This window comes from uncultured Allobosea sp. (genome assembly GCF_945956895.1).
GTDB lineage: Bacteria > Pseudomonadota > Alphaproteobacteria > Rhizobiales > Beijerinckiaceae > Allobosea.
Genome location: NZ_CAMFJF010000031.1, coordinates 13,210 through 29,829, shown reverse-complemented (window position 1 = coordinate 29,829; position 16,620 = coordinate 13,210). Strand labels below are relative to the sequence as shown.

The 16,620-nt window shown below is 66.7% G+C and carries 13 protein-coding genes and 1 pseudogene; 6 read left to right on the top strand and 8 right to left on the bottom strand.

The features are described from left to right. Positions 1–16 precede the first annotated feature (16 nt). The 4 genes from Q0Q02_RS16090 to Q0Q02_RS16075 are packed head-to-tail and all read right to left on the bottom strand — an operon-like array spanning position 17 to position 5,114. On the bottom strand, positions 17–541 hold the full coding sequence (locus Q0Q02_RS16090) for a sarcosine oxidase subunit gamma (RefSeq protein WP_293810759.1): 525 nt from the start codon (positions 539–541) through the stop codon (positions 17–19). A gap of 11 nt (positions 542–552) precedes the next feature. Continuing rightward, entirely contained in the window at positions 553–3,552 is a 3,000-nt protein-coding gene (locus tag Q0Q02_RS16085; protein WP_293810758.1) for a sarcosine oxidase subunit alpha, read from the bottom strand. Continuing rightward, positions 3,549–3,851 (bottom strand): sarcosine oxidase subunit delta, encoded by a 303-nt coding sequence (locus tag Q0Q02_RS16080; RefSeq protein WP_293810757.1) that lies wholly within the window; start codon positions 3,849–3,851, stop codon positions 3,549–3,551. The genes Q0Q02_RS16085 and Q0Q02_RS16080 overlap by 4 nt, the downstream gene beginning before the upstream one ends. Before the next feature lie 9 nt (positions 3,852–3,860). Further along, positions 3,861–5,114 carry a sarcosine oxidase subunit beta family protein gene (locus Q0Q02_RS16075; protein WP_293810756.1) on the bottom strand — a complete coding sequence of 418 codons (1,254 nt, stop codon included), beginning with the start codon at positions 5,112–5,114 and terminating at the stop codon, positions 3,861–3,863. A 101-nt stretch (positions 5,115–5,215) separates the two neighbouring features. Between Q0Q02_RS16075 and Q0Q02_RS16070 the strand changes: the two genes are divergently transcribed. Further along, on the top strand, positions 5,216–6,232 hold the full coding sequence (locus tag Q0Q02_RS16070) for a GlxA family transcriptional regulator (RefSeq protein ID WP_293810755.1): 1,017 nt from the start codon (positions 5,216–5,218) through the stop codon (positions 6,230–6,232). Between the two features lie 47 nt (positions 6,233–6,279). Then, a pseudogene (locus Q0Q02_RS16065) lies at positions 6,280–6,483 on the top strand (amidohydrolase family protein); the annotation flags it as partial. A 168-nt stretch (positions 6,484–6,651) separates the two neighbouring features. On the opposite strand, the gene Q0Q02_RS16060 reads toward Q0Q02_RS16065, so the two are convergent. Continuing rightward, the gene (locus Q0Q02_RS16060) at positions 6,652–8,160 is read right to left on the bottom strand and encodes a M81 family metallopeptidase (protein WP_293810754.1); all 1,509 of its coding nucleotides are present in this window, start codon (positions 8,158–8,160) and stop codon (positions 6,652–6,654) included. Beyond that, positions 8,157–9,737: an ABC transporter substrate-binding protein gene (locus Q0Q02_RS16055; protein WP_293810753.1), complete on the bottom strand. Its 1,581-nt coding sequence runs from the start codon at positions 9,735–9,737 to the stop codon at positions 8,157–8,159. Before Q0Q02_RS16055 ends, Q0Q02_RS16060 begins: the two co-directional genes overlap by 4 nt. Positions 9,738–9,996: 259 nt before the next feature. Between Q0Q02_RS16055 and Q0Q02_RS16050 the strand changes: the two genes are divergently transcribed. Beyond that, the gene (locus Q0Q02_RS16050; protein ID WP_293810752.1) at positions 9,997–10,884 is read left to right on the top strand and encodes a DMT family transporter; all 888 of its coding nucleotides are present in this window, start codon (positions 9,997–9,999) and stop codon (positions 10,882–10,884) included. 52 nt (positions 10,885–10,936) lie between these two features. Here Q0Q02_RS16050 and Q0Q02_RS16045 read toward each other — a convergent pair whose 3' ends face one another. Continuing rightward, entirely contained in the window at positions 10,937–11,599 is a 663-nt protein-coding gene (locus tag Q0Q02_RS16045; RefSeq protein WP_293810775.1) for a GNAT family protein, read from the bottom strand. Positions 11,600–11,723: 124 nt separating this feature from the next. On the opposite strand from Q0Q02_RS16045, the gene Q0Q02_RS16040 reads away from it, so the two are divergent. From Q0Q02_RS16040 to Q0Q02_RS16030, 3 genes are all read left to right on the top strand, one after another. Further along, the gene (locus tag Q0Q02_RS16040; protein ID WP_293810751.1) at positions 11,724–13,223 is read left to right on the top strand and encodes a PLP-dependent aminotransferase family protein; all 1,500 of its coding nucleotides are present in this window, start codon (positions 11,724–11,726) and stop codon (positions 13,221–13,223) included. Between the two features lie 104 nt (positions 13,224–13,327). Continuing rightward, a complete protein-coding gene (locus tag Q0Q02_RS16035; protein WP_293810774.1) occupies positions 13,328–15,178 on the top strand; it encodes a KUP/HAK/KT family potassium transporter in 1,851 nt (616 codons plus the stop codon). A gap of 305 nt (positions 15,179–15,483) precedes the next feature. Further along, positions 15,484–15,684: a hypothetical protein gene (locus Q0Q02_RS16030; protein ID WP_293810750.1), complete on the top strand. Its 201-nt coding sequence runs from the start codon at positions 15,484–15,486 to the stop codon at positions 15,682–15,684. Between the two features lie 211 nt (positions 15,685–15,895). On the opposite strand, the gene Q0Q02_RS16025 is transcribed toward Q0Q02_RS16030, so the two are convergent. Beyond that, the gene (locus tag Q0Q02_RS16025; RefSeq protein WP_293810749.1) at positions 15,896–16,321 is read right to left on the bottom strand and encodes a hypothetical protein; all 426 of its coding nucleotides are present in this window, start codon (positions 16,319–16,321) and stop codon (positions 15,896–15,898) included. Positions 16,322–16,620: the final 299 nt, after the last annotated feature.

The following is a 16,620-nucleotide window of genomic DNA, read 5'->3' as shown; positions in this document are numbered from 1 at the left end:
GGGGTTTCCCTGATGTTCAAAGGCCGGCGGCGAGTTCGCGGGCGGCAATGTCGAGAAGGGCGCGAAGGTGGGGCGCGAAGGAGCGCCAGACCGTCAGGTGAAACCGGTCCTCGGCCTCGCGGGTCAGGACCACCTGCACGGTGTCGAAGAGCGTGCGGCAGCCGGAGCCGACCGCGAGCTTCGCAAGGTCGCGCGGGCAGCCAGTGGCAAGCAGGTCGAGGACGGCGGGGCCGGAGAGCGCGAGGGTGATCTCGCGATCCGAGACTTCGACGGCGCTGAGTGGCAGGCGGGCCTCAAGATTGGAGAAGGTCGCGATGAGGGCAGGCGTCTCCGCCTCCGGCGCCTCGATGAGCCATTCGTCGGGGCCGAGGCACAGTGCGGTGCGGGCGCCAGCGGCGGCGCGCGCGCCGACCTTCGTCGGGAGTTCGAGGCCGAGGCTGGCGCTGGCGGCAATGGGATCGGTGGTGCGTAGCGAAAACCGGGCGCTTGGCGGCAGCTCGGTGATCGTTGCCGCGGCGAACGAGGCGGTCATGACGGTCATGGCGTTTCCTCTTATGCGCTGAGGCGGGTGCCTTCGGGATCGTAGAAGACGGTGCTCTTGACCACACGGGCGGTGATCGTCCGGTCCGGCATGGGAATGTGCAGCGTCTCTCCGTCGCGGGCGCGGCCATCGGCGACCACCGCCATCGCGATCGAGCGGCCGAGCGCCTCGCTCCAATAGGAGGACGTCACATGGCCGAGCATGGTCATTGGCTTGGGCTCGTTCGGGTCGGCGACGATCTGGGCGCCTTCCTGCAGCACGACCTTCGGATCGTCGGTCAAAAGGCCGACGAGCTGCTTGCGGCCCCTCGCCACCATGTCGGGGCGCGAGAGCGAGCGCTTGCCGACGAAGTCGGGCTTGGCCTTGCCGATCGCCCAGTTCAGGCCGGCATCATCCGGCGTCAGCGTGCCATCGGTATCCTGGCCGACGATGATGTAGCCCTTTTCGGCCCGCAGCACATGCATGGTCTCGGTGCCGTAGGGGGTGATGCCGTAGGACTGGCCGGCCTGCCAGAGCTTCTCCCAAAGGGCGCGGCCATGGCGGGCGGGCACGTTGATTTCGAAGCCGAGCTCACCAGTGAAGGACACCCGGAACAGCCGGGCCCGGAAGCCGGCGACGGTGCAGGTTGCGGCCGACATATGCGGGAAGGCGGCCTCGGAGATGTCGAGTCCCTCGACGAAGGGCTCGATCAGCTTGCGCGCGTTCGGACCCTGCAGGGCGATGACGGCCCATTGTTCGGTGGTCGAGGTGAGCCACACCTTGAGGTCGGGCCATTCGGTCTGGAGGTAGTCCTCCATCATGTTGAGGACGCGGGCGGCGCCACCGGTGGTGGTGGTAACGTGGAAGCGGTCCTGCGCCAGGCGGCCGATGACGCCGTCGTCGCGGATGAAGCCGTCCTCGCCGAGCAGCAGGCCGTAGCGGCAGCGCCCGACCCCGAGCTTCGCCCAGGGATTCGTATACATGCGCTCCATGAAGGTGACGGCGTCCGGCCCGACGACCTCGATCTTACCGAGCGTCGAGGCATCGAAAATGCCGACAGAGCTGCGGGCCGCGCGGCACTCACGGGCGACGGCGGCGTGCATGTCTTCGCCCGCCTTCGGGAAGTACCAGGCGCGGCGCCAGAGGGCGACAGGCTCAAAGGCGGCGCCATGCGCCTGGGCCCAGGGGTCGATTGGCGTCTTGCGCGTGGCCTCGAAGGTCGCGTCCTGGTGGTAGCCGGCGAAGGTGCCGAAGGTGGTCGGCGTGTAAGGCGGGCGGAAGGTGGTGAGGCCGACCTGCGGCGGCTGTTTGCCGAGGGCGTCGGCAGCGATCATCAGGCCATTGATGTTCGACATCTTGCCCTGGTCGGTCGCCATGCCGTTGGTGGTGTAGCGCTTGACGTGCTCGATCGAGCGCATGCCTTCGCGGACCGCAAGGCGGATGTCCTTGGCGGTGACGTCGTTCTGGAAATCGATGAACGCCTTGGCGGCGGCCGGATCGCGGTCGGTCGGGAGCTCCTTGACCGTGACGCCGGAGCCGGTGCGGTCGACGGTGACGGCATAGCTCTGCGCCGTCACGTTCCGGCCGGCGGCGCGGGCGGCCTCGGTGCCCGCATTGGCGCCGTCGTCGAGCACGGCGGCGATGCCCCAGAGGCCGCGGCCAGCGCCCGCGATGTGGACGGCTTCGGTCTTCTTGCCCGGCAGGAACGCCTTGAGCTCGATGTCCCAGGTGAGGCTGCCCTTGGTATGGCTGAAGAGATGCAGGCTGGGAGTCCAGCCGCCGCACATGAGCACGGAGTCGCAGGCGATCTTGCGGGCGGTGCCCGCGCCGCCTTTCTCCAGCCGGCTGACGCGCAGCGACTTCACCCGCAGGCGGCCCGAGGTGCCGGTGACGCTGTGGCCGAGCAGAACCTCGATACCGACGGAACGCGCACGGACCGTGAGGACCGGATCGACGCTCGCGCGGATGTCGACGATGACGGCGGGCTTGGCGCCGGCCTCCGCGAGATCGAAGGCCGCGAACCAGGCCGAGTCGTGGGTGGTGACGATGGCCGGCCGATCGCCGACCTTGACGCCGTAGCGATGCAGATAGGTCTGGGCGGCACCGGCCAGCATCACGCCGGGGCGGTCGTTGCCGTCGAAGGCAAGGGGTTTCTCAAGCGCGCCCTGGGCGAGCACGACCTGGCCGGCGCGGACCTTCCACATCCGCTCGCGCGGGGCATCGGCGGGCGGTGTCGCGAGGTGGTCGGTCAGGCGCTGCGCCAGGCCGACGAGGTTCTGGTGGTAGTAGCCGATCGCCGTCGTCCGGGTCATGATGGTGACGTTCGGCAGCGCGGCCAGCTCGGCGAGGGTGGCGGACAGCCAGTCCCAGGCCAGCTTGCCCTCGATCGTCACCGAGGGCTCGGAGAGGAGGCTGCCACCGGGCTCTGCCGTCTCGTCGACGAGCATGACGGAGGCGCCGGAACGGCTGGCGGCGAGCGCCGCGGCAAGGCCGGCGGGACCTGCGCCGATGACGAGCACGTCGGTATGGGCGAAGCGGCTGGCGTAGCGATCGGCGTCGGGCTCGGTCGGGGAGATGCCGAGGCCGGCGGCATTGCGGATGACCGGCTCGTAGACGCGGTCCCAGAAGGCTCGGGGCCACATGAAGGTCTTGTAGTAGAAGCCGGCCGAGAACAGCGAGCCCATCCGGTCATTGATGGACCCGACATCGAAGGCGAGCGAGGGCCAGCGGTTCTGGCTGGTCGCTTCGAGACCGTCGCGGAGTTCCTGGATCGTCGCGCGGGTGTTCGGCTCGAAGCGGCCGAGGCCGCGGCTTGTGCCCATCAGCGCATTCGGCTCGTCGGAACCGGCGGAGACCACGCCGCGGGGGCGATGGTACTTGAAGGAACGGCCCATGAGGTGGACGCCATTGGCGAGCAACGCCGAGGCGAGGGTATCGCCGGCGAGCCCCTGATAGCGCTTGCCGTCGAAGGTGAAGCGGACGGGCTTGCGGTGATCGACGCGGCCGCGGTTCGCAAGGCGGTAACTGGTCATTCGGCGCCTCCCGTCAGAGCGGAGATGTCACGACGGGCCTCGCCCGCCTTGTAGGTGCAGAGGAAGCGGTCGGAGACGGTCTCGCGCGCCGCGTTGAAGAAGCGGGCGCAGCCGTTGACGTGGCGCCAACGCTCGAAATGGACGCCGCGCGGGTTCGAGCGGATGAAGAGGAAGTCGCGCCATTCCTCATCGGTGAGCTGCGACGGGTCCTGCGGCCGGGCGATATGGGCTTCGCCGGCATAGGCGAATTCGAGCTCGGGCAGGTCCTGCTCGCAATAGGGGCAACGGATCAGCAGCATGGCGGGACCTCAGTGCGCGACAGCGGCGGCGGCCGCTTCGTCGATCAGCCGGCCGGTGGTGAAGCGTTCGAGCGTGAACGGGGCGTTGATCGCGTGCGGCTGATTGCGGGCGATGGTGTGCGCGAAGACATGCGCCGAGCCCGGCGTCGCCTTGAACCCGCCGGTGCCCCAGCCGCAGTTGACATAGAGGCCAGGGACCGGCGTCAGCCCGATGATCGGCGAGCGATCCGGCGTCACGTCGACGATGCCGCCCCATTTGCGCAGCATCCGCATGCGCCGGAAGATCGGGAAGATCTCGCAGATCGACGCCAGCGTGTGTTCGATCAGCGGCAGGCCGCCGCGCTGTGAATAGCTGACATACTGGTCGGTGCCGGAGCCGATGACGAGCTCGCCCTTGTCGGACTGGCTGATATAGGCGTGCACCGAATTCGACATCACGACGCAGGGGAAGATCGGCTTCACCGGCTCGGAGACCAGCGCCTGCAGCGGGTAGGATTCGAGCGGCAGGCGTACGCCGGCGGTCTCCATCACGACCGAGGTGTGGCCGGCGGCGGAGACCGCGACCTTCTTCGCAGCGATGAAGCCCTTCGGCGTCTCGACGCCGATGACCCGCCCGTCCGGGCCGCGGCGGATCGCGGTCACCGGGCAGTTCTGGATGATGTCGATGCCCCGCGCCGCCGCGCCGCGGGCATAGCCCCAGGCGACGGCGTCGTGCCGTGCGGTGCCGGCGCGGCGCTGCAGGGCCGCGCCGACGACCGGATAGCGCGCCGAAGGCGATATATCGAGCGGCGGGCAGAAGCGCTGCGCCTCCTGCGCCGTCAGCCATTGGTTGTCGACGCCGTTCAGGCGGTTCGAATGGACGTGGCGCTGGAAGGACTGCACATCATGGACGTTGTGCGCCAGCATCATCACGCCGCGCTTGGAGTACATGACGTTGTAGTTCAGGTCCTGGGAGAGATTCTCCCAGAGATCGAGGGCGTGGTCGTAGAGGCGCGCGCTCTCGTCGTAGAGATAGTTCGAGCGGATGATCGTGGTGTTGCGGCCGGTATTGCCGCCGCCGAGCCAGCCCTTGTCGATCACCGCGACATTGGTGATCCCATGCTCCTTCGCCAGGTAATAGGCCGCGCCGAGGCCGTGCCCGCCGGCGCCGACGATGATCACGTCATAGGCGGCCTTGGGCTCAGCGTCCGGCCACTGGGGCGTCCAATTCTTCTGGCCGCTCAGCGCGCCCTTGATGACCTGGGCGAAAGAGAAGTGCGTCATCCCGGCCTCCCGAACTCTTCCGGCTATGCATGCCGGATTCCTGTAATCGAGTGCTGTATGAATCCGGCAGATGTGCTGTATGTTGACGCCACGGAGGTTGCATGGCGAAGCTCAGAGTGGGTTTCATCCTGGCGCGTCGGTTCACACTCTGCGCCTTCGCGAACTTCGTCGACGTGCTGCGCCTGTCGGCGGACGAAGGCGACCGGTCACGCCCCATCCTGTGCGCCTGGCGTGTCCTGTCGCCGACGATGGAAGCGATCGCCTCGAGCTGCGGCGTGACCGTCCAGCCGGAGGAACGCCTCGGCGACCCCGCACGGTTCGACTATCTCGTGGTCGTCGGTGGTCTGGTCGACGAGATCGAGAACCTGCACCCGGACACGGTCGACTTCCTCAAGCAGGCCGCGGCGGCAGGCGTCCCGCTGGTCGGCGTCTGCACAGGCACCTTCATCCTGCACCGGGCCGACCTGATGCAGGGCTACCGCGCCTGCGTCAGCTGGTTCCACCACGCGGATTTCCTCGAAAGGTTCGACAGGCTCAAGCCGGTCTCGGACCAGATCTTCGTGGTCGATCGCGACCGGCTGACCTGTTCGGGCGGTGTCTCCTCCGCCCATCTCGCCGCCTTCATTGTAGAGCGCCATCTCGGACGCGCCCGTGCGGCGAAGAGCCTGCACATCATGATCATCGACGAGGCGATGGCGGCCGAGGAGCCTCAACCGGGCATGCCGCTAGCACTCGTTGCCGATGATCCATTGGTGCGAAAGGCTCTGCTCCTGATGCAGCAATCGATCGACGCGCCGCTTTCCGTAGCGCGGGTGGTCACTTTGCTTGAGGTGAGCCGGCGCAAACTCGAACGGCATTTCCGCGAGGCCCTGGCCATGACGCCGCTCGAAGCCGACCGGCTGATCCGGGTCGAACAGGCGAAGCATCTGCTAAGGACGACAAGGCGATCGGCGACCCAGGTTGCGGCGGATACCGGCTTCTGCGACCTGCCCCATCTCATCCGCGTGTTCAGGGCAGCTGAGGGAATGACCCCGGACGCCTTTCGAAAAATGGTTTGGACAACGCCAACTGCGCCTGAACAGGCCGAGATTCCGAAGCGCAAAGCATCGGAACTGTAGGGATTTGCAGGCCGTACGAGATCGCCGGCGATAGTGGTCAGCGTAGCTCCCGTCTCGATGATCCGTGCGCCTCGACGCTCGCCGCGAATCTACGGATCTCGCTGCATTCCGACTGGAACGTCACGCCGATCGAACCGCTGCGCTGCGTCGAGGATGCCGTGACGCGCGTGATGAACGAGGGCGGCGAGGTGTTCTTCCCGGAGGAGCGCATCCCGGTCGAGGCCGCGCTGCGGGCGGTGAGCATCGATGCCGTCTGACCCCAAGGGCGATCTGAAGTGCGACGGCTACCGCGGAAGCGATGGAACGGTCTTCCAGTCCGACGCTCCAGACGCCATGAAACTGGATCAGCTCCTCACGAAGATCGATGAGGATTTTCACGGAGCGGTCGCATATTGGGCCTCCCGCATGCGACGGTGGGCTCAGCCCTCCGGCGAAAAGCGCGGGCTGCCATAGGGATAATAGTCCTTCAAGGCGAGGTTCTCGTAAGGCAGCGCGTCGAGATGGACGGTGCCCATGAAAGGCTCGGGCGGCTCGACCAGCAGGATGGTGGGCGTGAAGCCGCTATCGTCGAAGCCACGGCGGAAATGGACGCGCGACTTGATCGCGATCACATCGAAATCCTTCGGTTCGAGCCCGAGCTGCCAGAGTTCCGAAGGCTCGACGATCTGGACGAGATAGGGGCTGAGAACCAGCAGGTTGCCCTTGCCGAATTCGACGCAGATCCAGTCCTTGCCGTTGCCGCGCGCGGTCGTCGCCGGCCCCACGGAGCGCAGCGTTCCCGAGATGCGGATCGGCGCTCCCGCCGATTCATCGAAGAGGCCGCCGATTTCCCCGTCGAAGGCATCGCCCGGCTTGGCGCCGGACTCGATGACGGAACGCACCGCCTCGGGAGAGGCGATCGTCGCGACCAGCGTGCGTTCGAGCTTCTGCGCGATGATCTCCTGGAGGAGCCAGGTCGCATAGCCCGAGCGGTCGCTGTAATCGGCGAGCAGGACAGGGCCCTTGCCTTCCGCCACCGCTGCGCGGGCCTCGTCGACCGCCTCCTTCGTCTTGTAGATCCTGACGGTGTCCAGCAGCGCCTGGCGCCGCCGCCAGATCCATTCCGCCATATCGCGGATGACGCGCTCTGCGAGGGCCGGATCATTGTTGGTCAGCACCTGCAGCGACATGCCGGCATCGGGAACGTCGGACCAGGGAAAGCCGAAGAAGACGTTGATGAAGACGTCGGGCTCGCGCGCCTCCCAGATCAGCGCGCGCTGGATGAGGTCGGACCAGGGCGAGGCGCCGGTCCACATCACCACGGTCGGCGCGATGATCGGAATGCGAAGGGTGCGATGCACCGGCTTGAAGCTGCCGCGGATCGCCCGGACCAGCATGCGCGCCGCGCGCTCGCCCTGCAGATGCATGTCGTAATGCGGGAAGTACTTCACGCAGAACGCCATGTCGGCCTGTTCGAGGAAGGCCTCGTCCTCGTTGCCATGCGGATCGAAGGTCGCGGTGATGAAGACCTTGTCGCCGACAACCTCGCGGACGCGCCGGGCGATATCGGCTTCCGGCTTTGGCACCCCGCGCACCGCGAGCGCGCCATGAAGCGCGAGATAGACGCCCTCGAGCTGCGGCTGCGCCTTCAGCTCTGCGATCATGATGCCCATGAAATGCTCGTAGGCATCCTCGGTGACCCAGCCCGAGCCCGTCCCGGTACGCGGCCAGAGCGGAGAGGTGATGCCGACGAGCTCGACATCCTCGAATTCGCTGATGACCTGCACGAAGCCGCCCATATAGCCCTTCGGGTCGGTGGCGAGCAGGTCCTCGCCGGAAGCCGGAGAGCCCGGATAGATGAAGTCCTCCCGCGTCGTGTCGTTGGGGAGGAATGTCACCGTCTCATGAGCGAACTGGAGAACGGCGATACGAAGCTTGGAATGTGTCACAGCGGCCTGACGTCGTAGAACTGAGCGAAACCGATACGCATGCCCGATATCCCGCGATAGGCCGTCTTTTCGTAATAGGCGCCGAGCGGGATATAGGGCACGTCGATGAAGAACTGCTTCTGGATCTCGGCGCAGATCGCCTTCTGCGTCGCGAGATCCCTGGCGGCGAACCAGTCGAGCCTAAGCTCTTCGAGGCGCGGGGATTTCGGCCAGCCGAACCAGGCCTGATCGCCATTGCCGCGGATGCCGAGCTGGCTCGCCGGATCGAAATTATTGGTGCCATTCAGATAGGTGAAGAAGATGCTCCAGCCGCCCTTGTCGATCGGCTGGCGGCTCGCACGGCGCTGGACGACCGTGCCCCAGTCGGTCGAGACCAATTCGACATTCACGCCAGATTTCTGCAAGGCGTCGGCCGCCACGGCCGCGAGCGCATGGGTCGAGGGATAGTCGGTCGGGTCGAGCAGCACGACGCGCTCGCCCTTGTAGCCGGCGGCTTCCAGGGCGCGCTTGACGGCAGCGAAATCGCGCTTGCCGACGAGGACCTCGGTGCCCGCCGTCGTCGCCATCGGCGTGTCCGGGCTGAAGACGCCGACATGGTCCTTCCAGAGCGAGCGCTCGTCGCCGGCGACCGCCGTCATGCATTCGCTCTGGTCGATGGCGCCGAGCAGCGCCCGGCGGATGGCCGGATTGTCGAAGGGCGGATGCAGCGTGTTGAAGCGCAGGCAGCCGATGCCGCCGGCCGGGTCCAGCACCTCCAGCTTGAGGCCGGGCTTGCCCCTCAGCGTGCCCTGAAGATCGGGCGTCGGGTTCTGCCACCAGTCGACCTCGCCATTGGCGAGCGCGTTCGCCGCCGTCTGCGGGTCGGGAATGATGCGCCACTCGATCCGGTCGAAATGGACGTGCTTCGGGCCGGCGGTGAAGGTGGCGGAGCCGTCGGCGCGCGGAACATAGCCGTCGAAGCGCTCATAGACTGTCAGCGCGCCGGGAATCCGTTCATCGGCCTTGAAGCGGAACGGCCCGCTGCCGATCATCTCGGTGACCTGCTTGTTGGGGTCGGTGACGGCGAAGCGCTCCGGCATGATGCAGGGCATCGAGGTGCCGGTCTTGCCGAGCGCCGCCGGCAGCAACGGGAAGGGACGCTTCAACCGGAATTTTACGACACGGTCGGATTCGACCGAGAGTTCGTCCGTCACATCCATCAGGGCGCGGCCGAAGGCATCGCGGGCCGAGAAGCGGCGAATGCTCGGCACCACGTCCTGCGCCCGGACCGGTTCGCCATCGTGGAAGCGCAGGCCTTCGCGCAACGTCAATCGCCAGAGCTTGCCGTCATCCTCGATCGTATGGCCGGCGACCATCTGCGGCTCGAAACCGTAATTGGCGTTCTGGCCGTAGAGCGTGTCGAAGACGAGATAGCCGTGATTGCGCGTGACCGTCGCGGTCGTCCAGACCGGGTCGATGATCGCGACATCCGATTCCGGGATGAATTTCAGCACCTTCGCCCGCTGCGCGACAGCAGGCTTGGCCACAGCGGAGACCGCAGCACCCGCAGCAACACCCAGAAACGTCCGACGCTTCATGCCGTGATCCCTCGCCCGAGGAGATGGAAAAGCTGCAAAGGCAGCGTCACTGCAAGCCCAATGCCGCGATCCTAGGATGCCGGAATTGACCGGCGCAAGCGGTCTGGCCGGCGCTGGGCGCAGGGGCGCCCCTTCGCCCACGCGAAGTCGCCCACGCGAGAGGGCCGGCATGTTCCTGCCAACATATCGCTATTCGCGGGGCGATGTTCCGCGAGGAAACTCGATATGCGAGCAGTGCTGCCCAATCCTTGCTGCGCGTGTGACTTTGACCACCAGAACGTCTTCCCCGACCGCCCATTCCCGTGGCGTCCTGCTCGTCTTCGCCGCGACCGTTGCCTGGAGCGCCAGCGGCATCTATGCGCGCCTGCTGACGACGGATGCCCTGACCGCCATCGCCTGGCGAGCGCTGTTCGCCGCGATCTTCCTGATCGTGCCGATGACGATCTTCGGCGGCGCCGGGACGCGCCAAGGCTGGAAAAAGGCGTTCGGGCCGACCGGGCTGGCGCTGATCGCGTTCCAGACGATCAGCCAGGCCGCCTTCATCGGCGCCTATTACACGACCAGCGTCGCCAATGTCGCGGTGATCTACGCGACCGCCCCTTTCATCGCCGCCGTTCTCGGCTGGCTGCTCCTCAAGGAGCGCATCGTCCTGCGGACGATGGTGGCGGGGCTCGCCTGCCTCGTCGGCGTCGGGATCATCATCTCGGCCTCGCTGGGCGCGGGGCGCATCATCGGCGACCTGCTCGCCCTGCTGATGACGGTGACATTCGCCTTCGTCATCGTCATCCCGCGGCTGGATCCGGACCTGCCGGCGATGCCGCCGATCTTCATCAGCGCGGTGCTCACCTTCCTGCTCTTCGCGCCGTTCGGCTCCTGGAGCTCGCTCGACGCCCACAACCTCGTCGTGCTGGCGGCCTTCGGAGCGACCAATTTCTCGATCGCGCTGGTGCTCTTCATCATCGGCGCGCGGCACCTGCCGCCGGCGGAATCGGCCTTGATCGGCACGACCGAAGTCGTCATGACGCCCGTCTGGGTCTGGCTCCTCTTCGCGGAGCCACCGCCCCTTGCGACCATCGTCGGTGGCGCGGTGATCTTCGCGGCGGTCGTCTGGTACACCCTCTCCGAGCTCCGACGCGACAAGGCCTGAGCTTCTTCACCGGAAGCGCAGCTGCGGCCCTGCGCAAGGCTGTCATCATCCATCAGGCAAAATCGAGCCGGGCGCGCTGCTGGCCATTTTCGTCGAAATTCCCGGGCGCGAGCCAGGCGTCGTAACCGGCTTTCAGGCGCGGCCAGTCGGCATCGACCATCGCGAACCAGGCAGTGTCGCGGTTCTTGCCCTTTTGCACCATGTGCTGGCGGAAGACGCCCTCGAACGTGAAGCCGAAGCGCTGCGCCGCGCGCTTCGATGGCTCGTTGTGATTGTTGCATTTCCATTCGAAGCGCCGATAGCCCAGCGTATCGAAGGCGTAGTGCGCGAAGAGGTAGAGCGCCTCCGTCGCGACACGGCTGCGCGCGATCGCCGGGCCCCACAGGATGTTGCCGATCTCGATGACGCCGTGCACCGCATCGATCCGCATCAGCGCCTGCCGGCCCTCAGCCCGGCCGGTGCGCTTGTCGATGACGGCGAAGAAGAGCGGGTCGGCGGAGGTCGCGGCTTTATCGAGCCAGGTATTCAGCGCCGCCCTGTCGGCGGGCGCCTCCTCGAACAGATAGCGGAAGCGATCATCGGCGCCGGGCTCGCGGGCCGAGGCGAGCAGGTCCTCGCCGTGCTTCACCGGATCGAGCGGTTCGAGCCGCGCATAACGCCCTTCCAGCACGATCCGCCCGGGGCGCGGAACACCCTTCCAGTCCGACAGGTCCATGACGATGCCCTGATGCCATACGTGGTTGCAGATGCGGCTAAAGCCGCAGCCGCCCATCGTTGGCCGGTTCAGCGGTGTGATGTACACTGCCACTTCTTTCAATCTGACCAAACCAGTTCGCGATATGACGATCCCGGCAAGGACCTTCGCCTGGCAGCCGCTGGACCGGACGGCCGGCGACCTGGAAGGACAGCTCTATCGCGGCTTCCGGGACCGCATCCTCGACGGCACGATGCCGGCCGGGCAACGCCTGCCGTCCTCGCGCCATCTGGCAACGGCGCTCGGCATCGCCCGCTCGACCGTGATCCAGGCCTATGAGCGCCTGAAGGCCGACGGCTACCTGCTGGCGCAGGCAGGTTCGGCCACGCGTGTCGCCGCGATCGGCACGGGGCTGCTCCCACACGCGCCCGAGCCTATGGCTAGCCCAGCCAAACCGCCCGATCCGCCCGAGCCTGCGAGGCTCTTCGCGCCCGGCATTCCCGATCTCGCCGATTTCCCGCATGCGAGCTGGGCGCGCTATCTGGGCGCGCGCGCACGTTCGCTGCGCATCCACGACCTCGGCTATGGCGAAGCGGATGGCCTGCCGGCGTTGCGAGAGGCGATCCTCGACCATGTCGCCAAGACGCGGGGCATCTTTGCGCGACCGGAGCAGGTGATGGTCGTGCCCTCGACTCGCGCCGCCATCAACCTCATGTTTCATGTGCTGATGCGGTCCGGGGACGCCAGGAGCAATGTCGCCTGGATGGAGGAGCCGGGCTATCCCACGGCACAGGCGCTGCTGCGCGCCGCCGGTGCCAGCATCGTGCCGGTGCCCGGTGACGAGGCCGGGGTCGATGTCGCAAGGGCAGCAGGCCCCCCGCCCCGGCTGATCTATGTGACGCCCTCGCATCAATATCCGACGGGCGCGACCATGAGCCTGCAACGGCGGCTCGCCTTGCTGGACGTCGCGCAAGCGCATGGCGCTGTGGTGATCGAGGACGATTACGACAGCGAGTTTCAATACGGCTCGCGACCGATCGCGGCATTGCAGGGCATCGACCGCAACGGCCTCGTCGCCTATCTCGGCACCTTCTCCAAGATCTTCGCTCCCGGAGTGCGCGTCGCCTATGCGATCGTCCCGCCGCGGCTGCTGGAAAAGGTCTCGGCCGCCTTGCAGCTACAGGGTGCCGTCGTGCCGATCCATATCCAGGCAGCCCTGGCCGATTTCATGCGGGACGGCCGCCTGCGCGGCTATGTCCGGAAGATGAAGTCGCTCTACGCCGCGCGAATGGCGGCGAGCGTCGCGGCGCTCCAGCGCCATTGCAGTGACATATTGCAAATCGGGGAAGGGGCCGCCGGCGGGCTCCAGCTGGCGACCTGGTTCCGCGACCCGGATGTCGACGACGGGGCGATCGCCCAACGCCTGCTGGCGAATGGCTTCGCGATGCAGCCGATGTCGCGCTTCCATCTCGGGCCGGCGCGGCCGGGGCTGGTTTTCGGCATCGCGCGCGTCGTACCGGCCCATGTCGAGGCCGATGTGGCGCGGCTCGCCCAGCTTCTGAAATCCGGCGGCGGCTGGAGCACCGGACCGGCCTCTCCGGAAGCACTTGCGGCCGGCACCGTTCATGGCTTACCCCGAGAGTAACCAAGAGAAGAAAAGGGGGGCGGCCTTTGTCCAAGGTAGCAGCCATCGAGACCCATGATGGGCCACAAGCTCATCACGGACCTCGCTCCCCGGTCGGCCTCGCCATGCTGGGCGCGCTCGGCGTCGTCTATGGTGATATCGGCACGAGCCCGCTCTATGCGCTGAAGGAAGCGGTCCGCGCGGCGAGCGGCCACGGCGCGCTGGATCCGCGAGCCGTCATCGGCTGCGTCTCGATGATCCTGTGGGCGTTGATCCTCGTCATCTCGATCAAATACGCGCTTTTGATCATGCGCGCCGGCAACCGCGGCGAAGGCGGCATCATGGCGATGATCGCCCTGCTCAAGGCCCGCCACGCCAAACCGGGAACGCCGCGCGCGTACATTCTGGTGCTCGGGCTCGTCGGCGCCGCCCTGCTCTATGGCGACGGCGCGATCACCCCGGCGATCACGGTGCTCTCGGCCGTGGAAGGGCTCAAGCTCGACGCGCCGATCCTGGCTCCGGCCGTGGTGCCGATCACCACCGTGATCCTCCTCGGCATCTTCCTCGTTCAACGGAAAGGCACGCGCTTCATCGGCCAGCTCTTCGGGCCGATCATGCTGCTCTGGTTCATCGCGCTCGCGCTGTTGGGCATCAGGGGCATCCTGATGGCGCCCGGCATCCTCGCCGCGATCAATCCCTTCGCCGCCCTCTACTTCATCACGCATACCTCGCCGCTCGTCGGCTTCGTCGTGCTCGGCGCCACATTTCTCGCCGTCACCGGCGGCGAGGCGATGTATGCCGACATGGGCCATTTCGGCCCGCAGCCGATCCGCCTGGCCTGGTTCAGCATCGTATTGCCAGGCCTGATGCTGAACTATTTCGGCCAGGGCGGGCTGCTCCTGACCGATCCCGGCGCCGTCGACAACCCGTTTTACCAGCTCGCCCCGGGCTGGGCGCATTACCCGCTGATCGTCTTCGCCACCGCCGCCGCCGTGATCGCCGCGCAGTCGGTCATCACCGGCGCCTTCTCGCTCACCCAGCAGGCGATGCAGCTCGGCCTGTTCCCCTCGGTCCATGTCACGCATACCGCCGACGACCAGAAGGGGCAGATCTACATCCCGATCGTCAACTGGATGCTCTGCGCGGCGACCCTGATCTCGGTCTTCATGTTCCGCTCCTCCGATGCGCTGGCCGGCGCCTATGGCGTGGCCGTCTCGCTGCTGATGGCGATCACCACCTGCCTCGCCGCGCTGATCGCGCTGAAATGGGGTTACAGCCTGCCGGCGGTGCTGGCGGTGAACGGCTTCTTCCTGCTGATCGACCTGATCTTCTTTTCCGCCAATCTCGTGAAGCTGGCGGATGGCGGCTGGTATCCGCTGCTGATGGCGCTGGTGCTGACCGTCATCATGCTGACCTGGCGGCGCGGCCTCGCCCTGGTGGAGGCGGCGCGCAATCGCCAACGCGAATCCGAGAAGGACTTCCTGTCCATGCTGGCGACGAAGCCGCCGATGCGCCTGCCGGGCACGGCCGCCTTCCTCGCCTCGGCGGCGCGCGGCGTTCCGCTCTCGCTCTCGCATTTCGTGCGCCACAATCACGCGCTGCACGAGCAGATCTTCCTCGTCACAGGCAAACCGGAGGAGGTGCCGCGCGTCCCGGACGATCAGCGCATGGAGCTCGTCGAGCTGGCGCCGGGTATGACGCGGGTGATCCTGCATTTCGGCTTCATGGAGACGCCACGCTTTCCCGACGGGCTGCGCTGCGGCGTCGAGCGCGGCATGCTGCCCGGCGTGCAGCTCAACGAGCTCTCCTATTATATCGGCCGCGAGACGATCATCCCGCGCGAGGAGATCGAGGGCATGGCGGTCTGGCGCGAACATCTGTTCGCCTTCATGCAGCGCAACGCCGAGCGTTCCGCCGCGCATTTCCATATTCCCGCCACCCAGGTCGTCGAGGTCGGCGTCGAGATCGAGATCTAGGGCGCGCTGATCGCAACGGAACCTCGCGTCATTGCGCCTGGCCGGACCGGAGGCCATCCGCCCCCGTTCGAGCAGCGGTTTCGCGAAACAGCCTTCGATGCGCCGCTGGAGATGACGTCGTCGACCAACGCCACCAGCCGCCCTCGATCAGGGGCAGCCCGCGTGTGGGGATCGATTGCGTTCCTGCCATGCTTCCGCACGCATGCTCGCCCTGTCGAAACAAGGGTAGCCGCCGGCCCGGTCATCCCCATATTATGCTGCGTTGCACAATCATTGATGCGCCGCAGCAGAATTGAGAGACTGACATGGCGAAGCGGAACAGCGGCTCGGTTCGCCGTCGAAAATCCTCCGACCTGCGCAAGCAGTGGCGGGCCATCGTCGAGGCCTGGCAGCAGGGCCATCTCGAATGGCAGGGCGCCTGGGGACCGGCCCCCAACGAGGCGGGTTGCCTGTGCCCGCGCGCCATTCTGGTCGAGCTGGGACTGGTTGTCGCCGAGGCCGCCTGAGCCGGCAGAGCGACGATGGCCGCTCCGCGGCCATCGGAATGGGTCTCGCCCCGAGTCGACCCAGCCGCGCGGTCCGAGCCAAGAGCCACCCACAAGACCCGGAAAGGTCTCGCTGGGCACTGGTGGGATCGCATGCCAGGAGGAGTGCGCAGCCGATATCCTTCGAGCGACCGGCGCCGATCGGCTCATGCTTTCGTTCGCCCGCCGCTCCTCACGTTTCGGGCGTCCAATCGAGATCAACCGTTCGTTTGCCGAACCCTTGATTGTAGCGAGCCGCCGATCTCATCGAATCCTCGATCGCAGTACGATCGCTTCCGCGGGGGCACGCCGTCGTTTCGAACCTGATCCCCTGGCGCCCGAGCCAGAGGAACCATTGCCGTTCGATCGCCTCCAACGGTTTCGAGGTGGCGAACGGCTGGGATGCATAGAAGCGCCGGTCGGCATCGGATCCCGCATAGCAATAGCGCCAGTCGGTGGCCCGGGCAGCTTGCGAAAGCGGCTGCGCAACCAGAACAAGCAGCAATGCGAGCCGCCTGCGGCGGTGGCGTCGCAAACCCGGCCGGTGACGTCCGGCGGAAGGAGGGCGCTCCTTTTTCTCTAGGCACATAGCGGGGATCCAGCCCATATCAATCGCCATCCGAGGTTACTTCGATACGGATCGAGCATCCCGCGTGCCAATCGCCGCCCTGGGGGCGCCCGAGCGGTCGAACTGCGGCTCAGCGCGGTATCCAGCCTGAGAATCCCACTCAATCCGCGGGCACGGAATAGCTGCCCAAGGCCGGCCCGAATGGCGCCATGCATCCAATCCGCGTTGGAACCTTCACGATTTGATGCTTCCGACGGGGAGAAACCCGCCGAGGGGGACAAATCGCTATTCTCGGGCAAGGCAGCGCCGTCTACCCTGCGCCGACGTGGCCACGCCGCAACCATGACGGG